This is a genomic window from Streptomyces sp. NPDC037410, from assembly GCF_055602235.1.
Genome location: NZ_JBVJWR010000003.1, coordinates 163,190 through 177,604, shown reverse-complemented (window position 1 = coordinate 177,604; position 14,415 = coordinate 163,190). Strand labels below are relative to the sequence as shown.

At 75.1% G+C, this 14,415-nt stretch carries 15 protein-coding genes; 9 read left to right on the top strand and 6 right to left on the bottom strand.

The genetic code is table 11. The annotated features are described in order from the left end of the window. Window positions 1-69 precede the first annotated feature (69 nt). Window positions 70-750 carry a response regulator gene (locus tag ACZ7HT_RS06200; RefSeq protein ID WP_471160454.1) on the bottom strand — a complete coding sequence of 227 codons (681 nt, stop codon included), beginning with the start codon at window positions 748-750 and terminating at the stop codon, window positions 70-72. Beyond that, window positions 747-2,024, bottom strand: a complete 1,278-nt coding sequence (locus ACZ7HT_RS06195; protein ID WP_471160451.1) for a sensor histidine kinase — start codon at window positions 2,022-2,024, stop codon at window positions 747-749. Before ACZ7HT_RS06195 ends, ACZ7HT_RS06200 begins: the two co-directional genes overlap by 4 nt. Window positions 2,025-2,158: 134 nt before the next feature. Here ACZ7HT_RS06195 and ACZ7HT_RS06190 point away from each other — a divergent pair, with 134 nt between their 5' ends. Continuing rightward, window positions 2,159-3,067, top strand: a complete 909-nt coding sequence (locus ACZ7HT_RS06190; protein ID WP_471160449.1) for an ABC transporter ATP-binding protein — start codon at window positions 2,159-2,161, stop codon at window positions 3,065-3,067. Then, the gene (locus tag ACZ7HT_RS06185; RefSeq protein WP_471160446.1) at window positions 3,064-3,906 is read left to right on the top strand and encodes an ABC transporter permease; all 843 of its coding nucleotides are present in this window, start codon (window positions 3,064-3,066) and stop codon (window positions 3,904-3,906) included. The genes ACZ7HT_RS06190 and ACZ7HT_RS06185 overlap by 4 nt, the downstream gene beginning before the upstream one ends. A 3-nt stretch (window positions 3,907-3,909) precedes the next feature. Here ACZ7HT_RS06185 and ACZ7HT_RS06180 read toward each other — a convergent pair whose 3' ends face one another. Then, window positions 3,910-4,767, bottom strand: coding sequence for a YhjD/YihY/BrkB family envelope integrity protein (locus ACZ7HT_RS06180; RefSeq protein ID WP_471160443.1), 858 nt, complete (start codon window positions 4,765-4,767; stop codon window positions 3,910-3,912). A 248-nt stretch (window positions 4,768-5,015) separates the two neighbouring features. Then, window positions 5,016-5,492 (bottom strand): winged helix-turn-helix transcriptional regulator, encoded by a 477-nt coding sequence (locus ACZ7HT_RS06175; protein WP_471160440.1) that lies wholly within the window; start codon window positions 5,490-5,492, stop codon window positions 5,016-5,018. Between the two features lie 98 nt (window positions 5,493-5,590). Here ACZ7HT_RS06175 and ACZ7HT_RS06170 point away from each other — a divergent pair, with 98 nt between their 5' ends. Continuing rightward, the gene (locus tag ACZ7HT_RS06170) at window positions 5,591-6,082 is read left to right on the top strand and encodes a PaaI family thioesterase (protein WP_471160437.1); all 492 of its coding nucleotides are present in this window, start codon (window positions 5,591-5,593) and stop codon (window positions 6,080-6,082) included. Between the two features lie 7 nt (window positions 6,083-6,089). On the opposite strand, the gene ACZ7HT_RS06165 is transcribed toward ACZ7HT_RS06170, so the two are convergent. After that, the gene (locus ACZ7HT_RS06165; protein WP_471160434.1) at window positions 6,090-6,455 is read right to left on the bottom strand and encodes a luciferase domain-containing protein; all 366 of its coding nucleotides are present in this window, start codon (window positions 6,453-6,455) and stop codon (window positions 6,090-6,092) included. Window positions 6,456-6,591: 136 nt separating this feature from the next. Continuing rightward, window positions 6,592-7,854 carry a PP2C family protein-serine/threonine phosphatase gene (locus ACZ7HT_RS06160; protein WP_471160431.1) on the bottom strand — a complete coding sequence of 421 codons (1,263 nt, stop codon included), beginning with the start codon at window positions 7,852-7,854 and terminating at the stop codon, window positions 6,592-6,594. A 181-nt stretch (window positions 7,855-8,035) separates the two neighbouring features. Here ACZ7HT_RS06160 and ACZ7HT_RS06155 point away from each other — a divergent pair, with 181 nt between their 5' ends. The 6 genes from ACZ7HT_RS06155 (at window position 8,036) to ACZ7HT_RS06130 (ending at window position 14,394) form a co-directional block, all read left to right on the top strand. Continuing rightward, window positions 8,036-8,905 (top strand): AAA family ATPase, encoded by an 870-nt coding sequence (locus ACZ7HT_RS06155; protein ID WP_471160428.1) that lies wholly within the window; start codon window positions 8,036-8,038, stop codon window positions 8,903-8,905. Between the two features lie 149 nt (window positions 8,906-9,054). Further along, window positions 9,055-10,383 carry a VWA domain-containing protein gene (locus ACZ7HT_RS06150; protein ID WP_471161102.1) on the top strand — a complete coding sequence of 443 codons (1,329 nt, stop codon included), beginning with the start codon at window positions 9,055-9,057 and terminating at the stop codon, window positions 10,381-10,383. A gap of 119 nt (window positions 10,384-10,502) precedes the next feature. After that, a complete protein-coding gene (locus ACZ7HT_RS06145; RefSeq protein ID WP_471160425.1) occupies window positions 10,503-10,712 on the top strand; it encodes a helix-hairpin-helix domain-containing protein in 210 nt (69 codons plus the stop codon). 49 nt (window positions 10,713-10,761) lie between these two features. Then, the gene (locus tag ACZ7HT_RS06140) at window positions 10,762-11,349 is read left to right on the top strand and encodes a nucleosidase (RefSeq protein WP_471160422.1); all 588 of its coding nucleotides are present in this window, start codon (window positions 10,762-10,764) and stop codon (window positions 11,347-11,349) included. A 562-nt stretch (window positions 11,350-11,911) separates the two neighbouring features. Then, entirely contained in the window at window positions 11,912-13,033 is a 1,122-nt protein-coding gene (locus ACZ7HT_RS06135) for an LLM class flavin-dependent oxidoreductase (protein ID WP_471160419.1), read from the top strand. Beyond that, window positions 13,030-14,394, top strand: a complete 1,365-nt coding sequence (locus tag ACZ7HT_RS06130) for an NtaA/DmoA family FMN-dependent monooxygenase (protein ID WP_471160416.1) — start codon at window positions 13,030-13,032, stop codon at window positions 14,392-14,394. The genes ACZ7HT_RS06135 and ACZ7HT_RS06130 overlap by 4 nt, the downstream gene beginning before the upstream one ends. Window positions 14,395-14,415: the final 21 nt, after the last annotated feature.

Here is a 14,415-nt window from a genome sequence, read left to right as displayed (position 1 = left end):
AGCGGTCCGGGGCGGGCGGGCCGGCGGCTCGCGAGTGGATCACCGGATCGTGTGAGCGCCGCCGGACCGTCAGACGGCGGAGACCAGGCCCGCCTCGTACGCGATGATCACGAGCTGGACGCGGTCGCGGGCGTCCAGCTTGGCGAGCAGCCGGGTCACGTAGGTCTTCGCGGTGGCGATGCTGATGTGGAGCGTGCCGGCGATCTCGGTGTTGGAGAGGCCGCGTCCGACGAGGGTGAGGACCTCGCGCTCGCGGTCGGTGATGCCCTCGGCGCGGCGGCGCGGTGCGGCGGGCGCGGTCCTGGGGCGGTCGGTGAACTCCTTGATGAGGCGCCGGGTGACGCTGGGCGCGATGAGGGCGTCGCCGGAGGCGACGACGCGGACGGCGGCCAGGATGTCGTCCAGGGCCATGTCCTTGACGAGGAATCCGGACGCGCCCGCGTGGAGCGCCGCGTACACGTGGTCGTCGTCGTCGAAGGTGGTGAGGACGACGACGCGGGCCCCGGTGGGCCCCTCGGTGATGATGCGGGTGGCCTCGATGCCGTCCGTTCCCGGCATCCGCAGGTCCATGACGGCGACGTCCGCGCCGGTCTCCTCGACGAGACGGACGGCCTCGGCGCCGTTCGCGGCCTCGCCGACCACGACGAGGTCCGTCGTGTCGGTGATGACCATCCGGAGCGCGGTGCGGACGAGGGGCTGGTCGTCGGCGAGGACGACGCGGACCGGCTGCCCGGTGGTGGTCTGGCTCATCGGGTGGTGACTCCAGTGGGGAGGGGAAGGCGGGCGGTGACGCGGAAGCCGCCGCCGGGGCGGGGTCCCGCGCTGAACTCTCCGTGCAGCACGGCGACGCGCTCCCGCATCCCGGTCAGGCCGTACCCGGAGCCGGGGCCGGTGCTCACGCGCGCGTGGCCGGGGACGGGGCCGCGGTCCTCGACGGTGACGGCGAGGGTCTCGGGGTCGCGTTGGTCCACGGTGACCGTGCAGGAGTCGGCGCCCGAGTGCCGTACGACGTTGGTGACGGACTCCTGGACGATCCGGAAGGCCGAGAGGTCGATGTCCGGAGGGATCGGGCACGGGGCGCCGGCCCTGCGGACGGCGACCCGGACGCCGGCGTTCCCGGTGAGCTCCGCGAGCCGGTCGAGGGCGGCGAGACCGGGCATCTCGGGGAGCCCCGGAAGCCCGTCGGGGGCAGCGGGGCGGCCGGCGGCGGCCGGATCCGGCTCGGATGCGACCGTCGTCTCCGGGTCCTCCGTGCGCAGGGCGCCGACCATCCGGCGCAGGCCGGCGAGGGTCTCGCGGCTCGCCGTCTCGATCTCGGAGAGGGCCTGGCGGGCCGCCTCCGGCTGGGTCTCGATGACACGCCGGGCGGCGCCGGCCTGGAGGGCGACGATGCCGATGCTGTGGGCGACCGTGTCGTGCATCTCGCGGGCGATCCTGAGGCGTTCGCCGGTGACGGCCTGCTCGGCGGCCCGGGCGCGGGTCTGTGCGGCGTGTGCCCGCGTCTGCCCTGCGGAGCGGCCGAGGAGCCAGGAGACGGCGGCGGTGAGGGCCACGGCCAGTTCCGTCGTGGTACCGACGCTCCAGCCCGCCAGGAGACGGACCCCCAGATAGCCGGCGAGGACGCCGAGGGACAGCGCGAGCGCCCGGTTCGCCTCGCGGGGCGGCCGGCCGGCGGCGATGACGTACAGGGCGACGTCGATCGAGAGGTACTGGGCGAAGGGGATGGCCATGACACCCAGCGGGGTGCAGCCGACGACCGCGGCGGCGAAGAGGTACACGAGGGCGGCCGTCGGGCGGCGGGTCAGGAGAGCGCTGCCGCGCAGCGCGAGACCGGTGGCGACGGCCAGCATGATGATGCCGTCCCAGCGGAGGAACACCACGCCGGGGAACACCTCCGCGCTCTCCTGGCCGGGCAGCCGCATGCGCAGGAGGGCGGTGAAGAGGAGGCCCGCGAGCCAGGCGAGCGCGACCCAGCCGCCGGGTGTGACCCTTCGGGGGAACGGTGCTGACGGGGTGGCGGACATGCGGTGATCGTAGAGGGCTGTCCCCGGCGCGGGCATCGGACCGGGGGTGTACGACCTGGGGTGACAGGGCCCCCGGGCGATTGTCCGTGCTGGTCCGATGCCCGGAGCGGGGCCCGGGCGGCACGGTGGTGCCCATGATCGAAGTAAGGGAACTCACCAAGCGCTACGGCGCCACGACCGCCGTCGACGCGCTCACCTTCACCGTCCGGCCGGGCCGGGTCACCGGCTTCCTCGGGCCCAACGGCTCGGGCAAGAGCACCACGTTGCGGATGATCCTCGGCCTGCACGCGCCGACCAGCGGGTCGGTGACGGTCGACGGGCGGCCCTTCACGGACCGCCCGCGCGGCCTGCGGCACGTCGGCGCGCTCCTCGACGCCGGGGACGTGCACGGGGGCCGGACCGCGCGGGCGCATCTGGCGGTCCTGGCGCGCAGCAACCGCATCCCCGTCTCCCGGGTCGGCGAGGTCCTTGAGGAGGTCGGCCTTGCGGGGGCGGCCGGGCGCCGGATCGGCGGGTACTCGCTGGGCATGCGGCAGCGGCTCGGCATCGCCGGCGCGTTGCTCGGCGACCCGCCGGTGCTGCTGTTCGACGAGCCGCTGAACGGCCTCGACCCGGAGGGCGTGAAGTGGGTGCGGGGCCTGTTCCGGCGGCTGGCCGCGGAGGGCCGCACGGTCTTCGTGTCGAGTCATCTGATGACGGAGATGGAACACACGGCGGACGAGCTGGTCGTCATCGGCCGGGGCGCGCTGATCGCGGCGGAGAGCCTGTCCGCGTTCGCCGCGCGGGGCAGGCGCCTGAGCGTGACGGTCGGCACGCCGGACCGGGCGGGCCTGACGGCGCTGCTGCTTGAGGAAGGGGCGGAGGTCGAGGAGGAGGGCGGTCTGCTGACGGTGACCGGCCTCTCGGCGGCCCGCATCGGCGAACTGGCCCTGGCGCACCGGGTGCTGCTCGACCAGCTCACCACCCGTACGGCCTCCCTGGAGGAGGCGTTCATGGAACTGACCGCCGACAGCGTCGAGTACCTGGCAGGAGACGCCCGATGACGACCCTCGATGTTCCCGTGGCCTCCGTGGTGGAGCCCCGTGCCCGTTTCCGTGACCTGGTGGGGTCGGAATGGCTGAAGCTGTGGTCGCTGCGCTCGACGGGCTGGTCGCTGCTGCTCGGCGCGCTCGCCGTCGTCGCCTTCAACTTCGGTACGGCCTGGGACCACTACCGCTACTGGCTCCAGTACGACGCCGCGAGCCGGGCCGACTTCATGGCGAACGACATGGCGCTGTGGGACGCCTTCACGTACAACGCGGCGCTGGTCCTGATCCTCGCCTCGGCCGCCATGGGCGCGGTCGCGGTGGTCGGCGAGTACAGCAGCGGCCTGATCCGTACGACGTTCACGGCGGTACCGGCCCGGGGCTCGCTCATGGCGGCGAAGGTCCTCGTCGTCACCGTGGTGCAGGTCCTCTTCGGAGCCGTGGTCGCGTTCGGGTCGTTCTGGTCGACGCAGGCGATGCTGTCGGCCCGGGACATCGGGCTGCCGATCACCCACCCGGGGGCGCTGCGCATCGTCGTGGCCTCGGCCCTCCTCGCTCCCGTGTGCGCGGTGGCCGGGATGGCGGTCGGCGCACTGCTGCGGAAGAGCGCGGTCTCGGTCGTCGGCGCGTTCGTCCTGCTCCTGCTGCTGCCCGCGGTGCTCACGGACCGGCGCCACTTGAGCGCGGTCCTCGCGCACGCGACACCGCTGCACGCCTGGCAGCGGCTCGGGGACGCGGGACCGGCCGCCCCCCAGCTGTTCCCGTGGTCGGCGGGCGGCGCGTGGCTGGTGTTCGCGCTGTGGGCGCTGGGCGGGGCCGTGGTGACGGTCCTCGCGGTGCGGCGCCGGGACCAGTAGGGGTCACAGCAGGCGCCGCATGCGGCGGCGGACGAGGTGCTCGTGGACGAGGCGCCCGGCGAGGGCGCCTCCGTACACGACGAAGCCGACGCCGACGAGCCAGGACTGGAGGACGAGGACGGTGCCGAACTGGCCGTACGTCACGGCGTTCGAGGCGATCAGCGGGGAGAAGACCAGCTGCGAGAAGATCCGCAGCCCGAGCAGGCCGAGCGCGGTGAGGGCGGCGCCGGGAGCGAGGGCGCGCCAGCGGATGCGGCCGCAGAGCAGGAAGCGCTGCGACCACCAGAAGAAGACGAAGGCGCCGAGGACGTCGCCGAGGGCGATGACGACGGTGACGCCCGCGGACGCCTTCTCGCGTGCGGGGAAGTCGACGAAGAGCAGCAGGGAGCCGACGAGGACGGCGAGCCAGACGACGTGCCGCCACATCGTGTGCCAGCGGGCGGTGGGGAGGTCCCAGACCCGCTCGTACCCCGTCTGTACGGCGGACCCGAAGGTGACGCCGAAGGCGGCGAGGGCGGCGAGACCGAAGGCGGTGGTGCGTTGCAGGGCCTGTCCCGGCTGACCGAAGAGCCGCTCGACCTCCTCCTGGGAGACCTCGGTGACGCCGAGGCCCTGGACGAGCCAGCGGGCGAAGCCCTGGCCGCTCGCGAGGTCGGCCGCGGCGACGACGATGAGCAGGGGGACGAGGGTGAGCAGGCTGAGCGCCGCGAAGCCCATGGCGCGGTGCATGAGTTCCATGGCCCGGCCGCGGCTCCAGGCGAGGCCGACGGAGGAGGCGAGGACGCGCGCGTGGAGCCGCGCGAACCAGTGGCCGTGTTCGTCGGGGGCACCGTGGCGCGGCGGACCGGGTGTGGAGGGCATGACTGGTGAGGTACCCGGTCGGGCCCCGGCGCATCGCAGGGATGCGGCCGAACGGATGAGGCCGGCGGGTGCCGCGAGCGGGTACGGCGAACGGAGGTGCGCGGGCGGGGGTGTGGTGGGGCGTCAGCCGGCGCGGCGAGGGGGGCGGCGGGGCAGTGGGGCGTCAGCCGGCGTGGGGGGGTGGGGCGTCAGCCCGCGTGCGGGGGCGGTGGGGCGTCAGCCCGCGCGGTGCGGAGGGCGGTGGGGCGTCAGCCGGCGCGGCGTGGGCGGGCGGCCGGGCCCGGGCGGACGGTGACGTCGCGGGGTGAGAGGACGGCCCGCTCCTCGCCCTCGCACTGGACGACGACGCGGACGGGGGCGCCGCAGTCGGTGTGCCGGATGTCGAGGACCGGGCCCTCGGGCTCGGCGGCGTGGGTGTCGCCCCACTGCTTGAGGGCGAGGAGCACGGGCCAGAGGTCGACGCCCTTGCGGGTGAGCCGGTACTCGTGGCGGGTGCGGGCGCCGGGTTCGCGGTAGGGCTCGCCGCGCAGGACGCCCGCGGCGACGAGCTTGCGGAGCCGGTCCGCGAGAACGGCCTCCGAGAGGCCGAGGTGCTGGCGGAACTCGTCGTACCGGCGGACGCCGTTGAAGGCCTCGCGCAGGATGAGCAGGCTCCACTTCTCACCCACGACGTCCAGTGCGCGGCGGACCGGGCAGTTCTCCGTATCCGTCTCCAGCCAGTTCATCCGCCCACTGTAGCCACCTGGCTCTGCCGTTGACAGTCAGCCGACACGGAAGCTAGCTTCGCAGTACAGAGTCAGCTGGTGAGCGGAGTGGAGTGGTCATGGGGCGGTCACGCACGGTCGAGTGGGAGGACGCCGGGGCCACCGCGCGGGCCGCGATGTCGATGGAGGGCATCGACTTCCTGCGGGAGATGGTGGCGGGCCGACTGCCCGGGCCGCCGATCGCCGCCCTGCTCGGCTTCACCCTGGAAGAGGTCGAGCCGGGGCGCGCCGTGTTCGCGATGGAACCGGGCGAGGAGCACTACAACCCGATCGGGAGCGTGCACGGCGGGGTCTACGCGACGCTGCTCGACTCGGCCGCCGGCTGCGCCGTGCACAGCACGCTCCCGCGGGGCATGGCGTACACCTCGCTCGACCTGTCGACCCGCTTCCTCCGCCCGGTCACGATGGACACGGGCAAGATCCGGGCCGTGGGCACGGTGCTCTCACAGGGGCGCCGCACGGCACTCGCGGAGGCGGGCCTGTACGACGCGGAGGACCGGCTCCTCGGTCACGCGACGAGCACCTGCATGCTCTTCCCGCTCCCTTCGTAGCCGTCGTTCAGCGGCTGCCGGAGACCGGGCGGGTCCGGGTGCAGCCGTCCGGGGCCACGTCGGGGACGCCGCTGGCCTGGAGGGCGGCGCTCACCAGGGTGGCGAGCAGGTCGATGTCCGAGCCCATGTCCAGACGGACCGTCACCCAGCCGGAGCCGGCCCGCAGCCGGACCGCGCTCGACCCGAGGAGGGCCGGGCGCAGCTTCGCGATCATGGCGCGGGTGAGGTGGACGTCCGCCTCGTGCTCGCCGTGGAAGTGGACGATCTCCTGCGTCCCGGTGCCCAGTCCGAGCTCGGCGCCGCAATGGGCGCGGCCGGGGGTCAGCGAGGGCCAGCTCATCAGACGTTCACTGGCATGCCTGGCCGTGTTCATACGAGGAGCGTGCCGGGCGCGAGGGCCGCGCACAAGCGTCCTGCCGCAACAATCCCGCGGCGGCGCGAAACATGTCGTCGGAGGGGGTGGTGTGACCGTGCGTCACGGCAGCGCGTGGGGCGGTTGTGACGCGCTGTCACGGTTCCGGGCGGGTGCGGACGCGGGCCGCGAGGACGGCGACGTCGTCCTCCGCGTGGCGCGCGTCGAGGCGACGGAGCACCTCTTCGACGACCTGCTCGGGGCCGCAGTCCGCGGGGAGCCGGAGGGCCGCGAGACGGGCGAGCGACATGTCGATGTCCTCCCCGCGGCGTTCGACGAGGCCGTCGGTGAAGATCAGCAGGGTCTCGCCGGCGCCGAGCGGGCGCGTGGTGGGTTCGTAGCCTCCGACGCCGGTGCCCAGCGGCGGCCCCACCGGGAGGTCGACGAGCTCCACGGAGCCGTCCGCGCCGAACACGGCGGGCGGCAGGTGCCCGGCGCCGGCGAAGGTCGCGGTGCCGCGGGCCGGGTCGACCCGGACGAGCAGGCAGGTGGCGGGGCGGCGGGCGTCGTCCTCGGCCACCACCGAGTCGAGGTGGCGCAGCACGCGGTGCGGCGGCAGATCGGTCGAGGCGGCCTCGCGGAGGGCGGCGCGGTAGGCGTTCATGTCGACGGCCGCGTCGAGGCCGTGGCCCATCACGTCGCCGACGACGAGCAGGCTGCGGCCGTAGTGGAGGCGTACGGTCTCGAACCAGTCGCCGCCCACGAGAGCGCGCGGGCCCGCCGGGAGATATCTGCCCGCGACCTCCAGGTTGGGGTGCGGCCGGCCCGGTTCGGCGACGAGGGCGCGCTGCAGGTGGAGGGCGGTGTCCTCGGTGGCGGCGAGCCGGCGGGCGTGGCCGAGGTGCCGCGCGGCGAGCCGGGTCACGTGCTGGAGCACCGCGATCTCGTCGGCGGAGAACCCGGGGCCGCGCCGCCTGACGATCACGGTCCCCATGGGGCGCCCACCGGGGACGGCGAGGGGTACGGCGAGGCCGGGGCTCCTGTCGGCGCCGAGGCTGGAGGCCGTGCGGGCCGCGTCGGCGTCGGCGCTGGAGGCCGTGGGAGCCCTGTCGCCGTCGGCGTCGGCGCTGGAGGCCGCGGGAGCCGCGTCGGCGTCGGCGCTGGTGGCCCCGCCGTCGATGGCGGCGGCGGGCGCCCTGCCACCACCCACCGTGCCGGGCGTTCCCGCCAGCGCCACCCGGCGGATCGGGCCTCCCGGTTCGTCGAGGAGGTCGACCGTGACGGAACCGTGCAGGTGGCGGGCGAGCAGGGCCGCGAGTTCGCGGCAGGTGGTCGTCTCGTCGAGCGTCGTGCCGATCTCGGCGATCGCCTGTTCAAGGGCGCGTGCCCTGGTCAGGAGGGCCTCGTCCCGTTCCGTCACGACACCTCCACCGCCGTGCGGGCATCCGGGTGCCACACCCGGTCCCCCCATTGCACCAGCGCCCGGCGCCCCGCGCGCGGCACGGAGCACGCGCGGGACGGTTGTGCGCCGGTGCCCGATCTGATCAAGTACCGCTGAGGCTACTGGCCAGTACGAGATTTCGCTTCCCGGGGGGACAGCCATGACGACCGGATTCTTCACCTCCGTCGACGACGTCGCCGAACGGCTCGCCACGACCGGCTACCTGGCGTCGCCGGCCGTCGCCACCACCGTCTTCCTCGCCGACCGGCTGGGCAAGCCGCTGCTGGTCGAGGGCCCGGCCGGCGTCGGCAAGACGGAGCTCGCCAAGGCCGTCACCGCGGTCACGGGCGCGCGCCTGGTCCGGCTGCAGTGCTACGAGGGCGTCGACGAGTCCCGCGCGCTGTACGAGTGGAACCACGCCAAGCAGCTGCTGCGCATCACGGCGGGGCGGGGCGAGACCTGGGACGAGGCGCGGACGGACATCTTCGGCGAGGAGTTCCTGCTCCCCCGGCCGCTGCTCACCGCCATCCGGTCCGAGGAGCCGACGGTGCTGCTCATCGACGAGACCGACAAGGCCGACGTCGAGGTGGAGGGGCTGCTCCTGGAGGTCCTCAGCGACTTCCAGGTGACCGTGCCCGAACTCGGCACGATCACCGCGACGCGACGGCCGTTCACCGTGCTCACCTCGAACGCGAGCCGCGAACTGTCCGAGGCGCTGCGCCGCCGCTGTCTCTTCCTGCACATCGGCTTCCCCGAGGAGGAGCTGGAGCGCCGGATCGTGACCCTCAAGGTCCCCGGCCTGGACACCGCGCTCGCCGCGTCCGTCGTGCGGGTCGTGGGGGCGCTGCGGGCGATGGACCTGCGGAAGGTGCCGTCCGTGTCGGAGACGATCGACTGGGCCCGCACGCTGCTCGCGCTCGGCGCGGACCGGCTGGACGAGCGGGTCGTACGGGAGACCCTCGGCGTCCTCCTCAAGCACCAGGAGGACATCGTGAAGGCGGCGGCCAAGCTCGACCTGGACACGGTGTGAGCCGGGCGGACGGGGCGGGCGCGGCGGGCGCGGCCGGGGCTGCGGGAAGCCAGGCGGACGGGGCGGGCGCGGCCGGGGCTGCGGGAAGCCCGGCGGACGGGCACGGCGCCTCCAGGGCCGTCGCACGGCTCGCCGGGCTCGTCGCCGCGCTGCGTGCGCACGGGTTCGGGATCGGGACCGGTGAGACCGTGGACGCGGGGCTGGCCCTCGAAGCCGTCGGCTTCGCCGACCGGGAGCGCGTCCGGGAGGCGCTGGCGGCGACCCTGCTCCACGGAGAGGGCCAGCGGACGGTGTTCGACCAGGTCTTCGACCTGTACTTCCCGCTCGGCGCCGCTCCGGGGTCGCCCGAGGCGCCCGGGAGCACCGCCGCCGGCCTCGCCGCGCTCCGGGACCGGCTCGCTGAGGCCCTCACCGCCGGTGACGGCGCCGCGCTCGACCGGCTGGCCGCCGAGGCGGTGGGCGGGTTCGGCGGCTACGGCTCCGGTCCGGAGTCGGACGGCTGGTCCTCGTACCAGACGCTCTCCCGGCTGCGCCCCGAGACGCTGCTCGCCCGGGTGCGCGAACGGCTGCGGGCCGCGGACACGGCCGAGGACCCCGAGTTCACCGAGCGGCTCCTCGACGACGAGATCCGGCGCCGGATCGAGGCCTTCCGGGAGCGCGTGCGGACCGAGGCCCGGCGGCGCGTCGCCGAGCGGCAGGGCCGTGACCGGGTCGCGCGGCGGGCGGTCGCGGGGACGGCGGACAGCGTGGACTTCCTGCTGGCCGGGCGGGCGCGGCTGGACGAGTTGCGGCGTACGGTACGGCCGCTGGCCCGGAAGCTGGCCACCCGGCTCGCGGCGCGGCGACGCCGGGCGGCGCGCGGGGAGATCGATCTGCGGCGGACCCTGCGCGGCTCGCTGTCGACCGGGGGCGTGCCGGTGCGGCCGGTCCTGCGACGGCGCCGCCCCCGCCGCCCCGAGCTGGTCCTGCTGTGCGACGTGTCGGGGTCGGTGGCCGGTTTCGCGCAGTTAACGATGCTGCTCGTGCAGGCCCTGCACGACCAGTTCAGCCGGGTACGGGTCTTCGCGTTCGTCAACCGGGTGGACGAGGTGACCGGGCTGATAGCAAGGGGCGCGGCGGACCCGGCGGGGCTCGGCGACCGCATCCTCGCGGAGGCGGAGCTCACGGGGTGGCACGGGCAGAGCGACTACGGGACGGCGCTCGGGGAGTTCGCCGAGCGGTACGCGGAGGCGGTCGGCCCGCGCGCGGTGGTCTTCGTCCTCGGCGACGCCCGTACGAACGGTGCCGACCCGAATCTCGCGGCGCTCCGTCTGATCGCGGACCGTGCCCGACGGGTCCACTGGCTCAACCCCGAGCAGCCCTCGCTCTGGGGGACCGGCGACTCGGTGGCACCGGCGTACGCCGAGCTCGTGGAGATGCGCCCGTGCCGGAACGCCCGCCAGCTGGGGGCGCTGATCGGCCGCCTGCTCCCGGTGTGAGGGCCGGGGCCCCGCTCCCCCGCCCGGCCCCGTGCCGTCGACCGGCTCCCGGCTCCCGGCTCCCGGCTCCCGGCTCCCGGCTCCCGGCTCCCGGCTCCCCAGCGTGGCACGATCGGTCCATGGCAGACGCATCCGACCGACCCGAGACCGACCTCCCGCGCGGGATCGGCGCGCCCGCGACCCGCGCGCTCGTGGCGGCCGGGTACACCGGACTCGCCCAGCTCGCCGGCGTGCCCGCCGCCGAGCTCGCCGCCCTGCACGGCGTGGGACCGAAGGCCCTACGGGTGCTCGGCGAGGCGCTCGCCGAGCAGGGTCTCTCACTGGGCTGAGCCCCGCCCGGTTGTACGCGGGGCGCCCCCTCGAACTAGCGTGGCCCCCATGGAACTCTTGGGAGAGATCACGGCCGACCGCCCGCTGTTCGTCCTCGCCGTCAAGGAGGAGGCGCAGTTCCTCGACACGGAGCTGCCCGTCCTGCTCACCGGCATGGGCAAGGTCAACGCGGCCACCGCGCTGTCGACCGTCCTCGGCCGGGGCCCGAAGCCGTCCGGGATCGTGAACCTCGGCACGGCCGGGGCCCTGCGGCCCGGCTGGACCGGGACGCACGTCGTCGGCACCGTGGTGCAGCACGACCTGGACGGCGAGCTGCTCGCCACGCTGACCGGCGAGACGTACGGGGCCCCGCTGACGCTGCCGGACGGCGGTGACGTGGTCCTGGCCACCGGTGACACGTTCGTCTCGGACGAGGCCGCCCGCGCCCGGCTCGCGGTGCGCGCGCCGCTCGTCGACATGGAGGGGTACGCGCTGGCCGCGGCGGCGGAGCTCGCCGGGGTGCCGCTGCGCATCGTGAAGCACGTCAGCGACGAGGCCGGTGACGGCGCGGCCCGCACCTGGCGCGAGTCGGTCGCCGAGTGCGCGCGGGCGCTGGCCGACTGGGCGGCGGCGAACACCCCGCACTACCGCGCCTGAGCCGTCGGCGACAACCCCGCACCACCGCCCCCGAGCCGTCGCCGACAACCCGCACCACCGCGCCTGAGCCCTCGGCGGCACGGGAAGCGGACCCCGGGGTTCACGGGCGCCGGGCCGGGATGCCGACACGATCCGACACGATCCGACACGATCCGGCCCGGCCCGGCCCGGCCCGGCGCCGATGGACGGACCGCCGTCGGCGAGCCTCCACCCCAACTCCCCTCCCCCGTCCCGCCGTCCCGCCGGGCGGGAAGGCCTTGACAGCCTGGAATGCCGCCTGCCTAAGGTGAGGCGCATCCGGACGGGACCGGAACCGGGGGAGGCGCGCGTGCTCGCAGTGCTCACCGCCGCGCACGTCCCCGCCCGTTCGCGTGCCCGCCTGGTCTGCCGCCGGCACGTCGACTTCTGCCGCACCTCCTCGGCCATCTGTCCTTCCCTTCACGCCTGACCCCGCCCCGCGTGGGTCCGCGCGTCCCGTGACGTCCCGTCGCCCGGCCCCGTACAGCCGTGCCCCGCACCGCTGCCGTGCCGGCGCGCGTCCCTGTCGTTCGGAAGGACTCCCATGCCCCGCCCTGCCCTGCACCTGGCCGTCGAGATCGACGGCGACGGTGCCCATCCGGCCGCGTGGCGCCGTGCCGCCCACTCCCCCGGCGAACTGCTGACCCCGCGCCGGCTCGCCCGCGTGGCGGCCGTCGCCGAGAACGCCGGGTTCGCCCTGGTCACCCTGGAGGACTCGATCCTCCCGCCCGATTCCCCGAGCGGCTCCGGTCCCGTGGGCCGGATCGGCGCCGTGGAGCGGGCCGCGTTCGTGGCCGCGTCGACGAGCGTCCTCGGCGTGGCGCCGGTCGTGGCCACCACGTACGCCGAGCCGTTCCACGTCTCCTCACAGCTCGCCTCGCTCGACCACGTCTCGGCCGGCCGGGCCGGCTGGGTGGTGGGGACCGAGGAGGATCCGGCCGCCGCGCGCGCCTGGGGACGGCCGGTCGTCGAGGGCGCGGACGCGCTCGCCCGCGAGGCCCGTGACGGCCTCCGTGTCGTACGGGACCTGTGGGACTCGTGGGAGGACGACGCGGTGATCCGGTCGGTGGCCACGAGCCGCTATCTGGACCGGTCGCGGCTCCACGCCATCGACTTCGCCGGGGAGACGTACTCCGTCAGGGGCCCGTCGATCGTCCCGCGCCCGCCGCAGGGCCGTCCCGTGGTCCTGGCCCGCCCGGAGCTCGTCCCGGCCGGTCTCGCCGACGTGGCACTGGTCGGCGGGGCGACGCCCGCCGAGGCGGGCGGGGCGGCGAGGGCCGCCGGCGCGCCGCTCGCGTTCGCCGAGGTCGAGGTCGCCCTCGACACCCCCGGTGAGTCGGCCCGGGAGCGGATCGCCGACCTGGAGCGGTACTCCCCCTGGGAACCCGGCCCGGACCGGCTGCGGTACACCGGCCCCGCGGCGGGTCTGGTGGGCCTTCTGGCAGAGCTCTCGGGGCATGTCGACGGGGTGCGCCTTCGACCGCTCGTCCTCGACGAGGACCTGGCGGTGCTCTCCCGTCTCGTGCTGCCCGAGCTGTTCGCCCGGCGCCTCGCCGCCCGCCCGCTGCCGGGCACCACCCTGCGCACCTCCCTGGGCCTCCCCCGGCCCCTCAGCCGCTTCACGACCGACGGTGCCGCCACGCCCGTCCGGGAGGAGACCCGATGACCCGCGCCGACGCGAACGACGTTCCCCGCCCGGACGCCCGGCTGCACTTCGGGGTGTTCTTCCAGGGCGTCAACCACTGGACGATCTGGTCGGACCCCTCCAGCGGCTCCCAGATCGATCCGGCGTCCTTCCTGCGGGTGGCCAGGACCGCCGAGCGCGGGCTCTTCGACGCGTTCTTCCTCGGCGACGGCCTGCGGTTGCGCGAGTCGGAGGGCGGCATCCACGAGCTGGACGTCGCCGGCCGCCCGGACTCGATCACCCAGCTCTCCGCGCTCGCCGCCGCGACCGAGCGGATCGGTCTCGTCTCGACGTCCAACACGACGTTCAACGAGCCCGGCGACCTGGCCCGTCGGCTCGCGGGCCTCGACCTGCTCTCCGGCGGCCGTGCCGGCTGGAACGTGGTGACCACGCACAACGCCTGGACCGGGGAGAACTTCCGGCGCGGCGGCTTCCTCGGCCACGCCGACCGGTACCGGCGCGCCGAGGAGTTCCTCGCGGTCGCGCGGGCCGTGTGGAGCGGCTGGGCGGACGGCGCCGTCGCCGGTTCCGTCGAGGCCCGGTCCTGGTCGGTGCCGGGTGCGGTGGGACGCGTACGGTCGCGGACCGGTCACTTCGACGTCGATCTGGCGCCGACCCTGCCGCGTAGCGCGCAGGGGCATCCGGTGATCTTCCAGGCGGGCGACTCCGGCGAGGGGCGGGACTTCGCGGCGCGCAACGCGGACGTGATCTTCTCCGCGCACGGTACGGACTTCGACGACGCGCTGGCCTTCGCCGAGGACATCCGGGGTCGGCTGCGGGCGGCCGGACGGCCGGAGGACGCCCTGCGGATCCTGCCGGGCACGGAGATCGTCATCGGGGCCACCGAGAAGGAGGCGGAGGAGAAGGCCCGCTGGGTCCGCCTGGAGCAGGTCACGCCCGCCGTCGCGCTGGGCATCGCGAGCCGGCTGTGGGGCTTCGACCTGTCCGGGCGGGACGCGGACGGGCCGCTGCCGGCCGAGGATCCGGTGGTCGCCGCGTACGACGGGAAGTTCGGCACCCGTCAGCTGGGCGAGACCCTGGACACGGTGGCCGAGTGGCGGGCGAAGGCCGAGGCCAACGGCTGGTCGCTGCGCGAGACGGTCATCGAGCTCGGTCCGCAGCGCGGGCACGTCGGCACCCCGGCCGGGCTGGCGGAGAAGTTCGCCCGGTTCGCCCGGCACGGCGCCGTCGACGGCTTCAACATCTCGCCGTATCTGGTGCCGGACGGCCTGGACGACATCGTCGACCTGCTCGTGCCGGAGCTCCAGGAGCGGGGCGTGTACCGGACGGCGTACGCGGGGACGACGCTCCGGGAGCACCTGGGGCTCGCACCGGCGGTCTGACACGGGAGCCGAGCCGGGGCG

Coding starts and splice junctions, on each gene's coding strand:
- ACZ7HT_RS06200 (WP_471160454.1), bottom strand. CDS start 750: ATGAGCCAGACCACCACCGGGCAGCCGGTCCGCGTCGTCCTCGCCGAC.
- ACZ7HT_RS06195 (WP_471160451.1), bottom strand. CDS start 2,024: ATGTCCGCCACCCCGTCAGCACCGTTCCCCCGAAGGGTCACACCCGGC.
- ACZ7HT_RS06190 (WP_471160449.1), top strand. CDS start 2,159: ATGATCGAAGTAAGGGAACTCACCAAGCGCTACGGCGCCACGACCGCC.
- ACZ7HT_RS06185 (WP_471160446.1), top strand. CDS start 3,064: ATGACGACCCTCGATGTTCCCGTGGCCTCCGTGGTGGAGCCCCGTGCC.
- ACZ7HT_RS06180 (WP_471160443.1), bottom strand. CDS start 4,767: ATGCCCTCCACACCCGGTCCGCCGCGCCACGGTGCCCCCGACGAACAC.
- ACZ7HT_RS06175 (WP_471160440.1), bottom strand. CDS start 5,492: ATGAACTGGCTGGAGACGGATACGGAGAACTGCCCGGTCCGCCGCGCA.
- ACZ7HT_RS06170 (WP_471160437.1), top strand. CDS start 5,591: ATGGGGCGGTCACGCACGGTCGAGTGGGAGGACGCCGGGGCCACCGCG.
- ACZ7HT_RS06165 (WP_471160434.1), bottom strand. CDS start 6,455: ATGAACACGGCCAGGCATGCCAGTGAACGTCTGATGAGCTGGCCCTCG.
- ACZ7HT_RS06155 (WP_471160428.1), top strand. CDS start 8,036: ATGACGACCGGATTCTTCACCTCCGTCGACGACGTCGCCGAACGGCTC.
- ACZ7HT_RS06145 (WP_471160425.1), top strand. CDS start 10,503: ATGGCAGACGCATCCGACCGACCCGAGACCGACCTCCCGCGCGGGATC.
- ACZ7HT_RS06140 (WP_471160422.1), top strand. CDS start 10,762: ATGGAACTCTTGGGAGAGATCACGGCCGACCGCCCGCTGTTCGTCCTC.
- ACZ7HT_RS06135 (WP_471160419.1), top strand. CDS start 11,912: ATGCCCCGCCCTGCCCTGCACCTGGCCGTCGAGATCGACGGCGACGGT.
- ACZ7HT_RS06130 (WP_471160416.1), top strand. CDS start 13,030: ATGACCCGCGCCGACGCGAACGACGTTCCCCGCCCGGACGCCCGGCTG.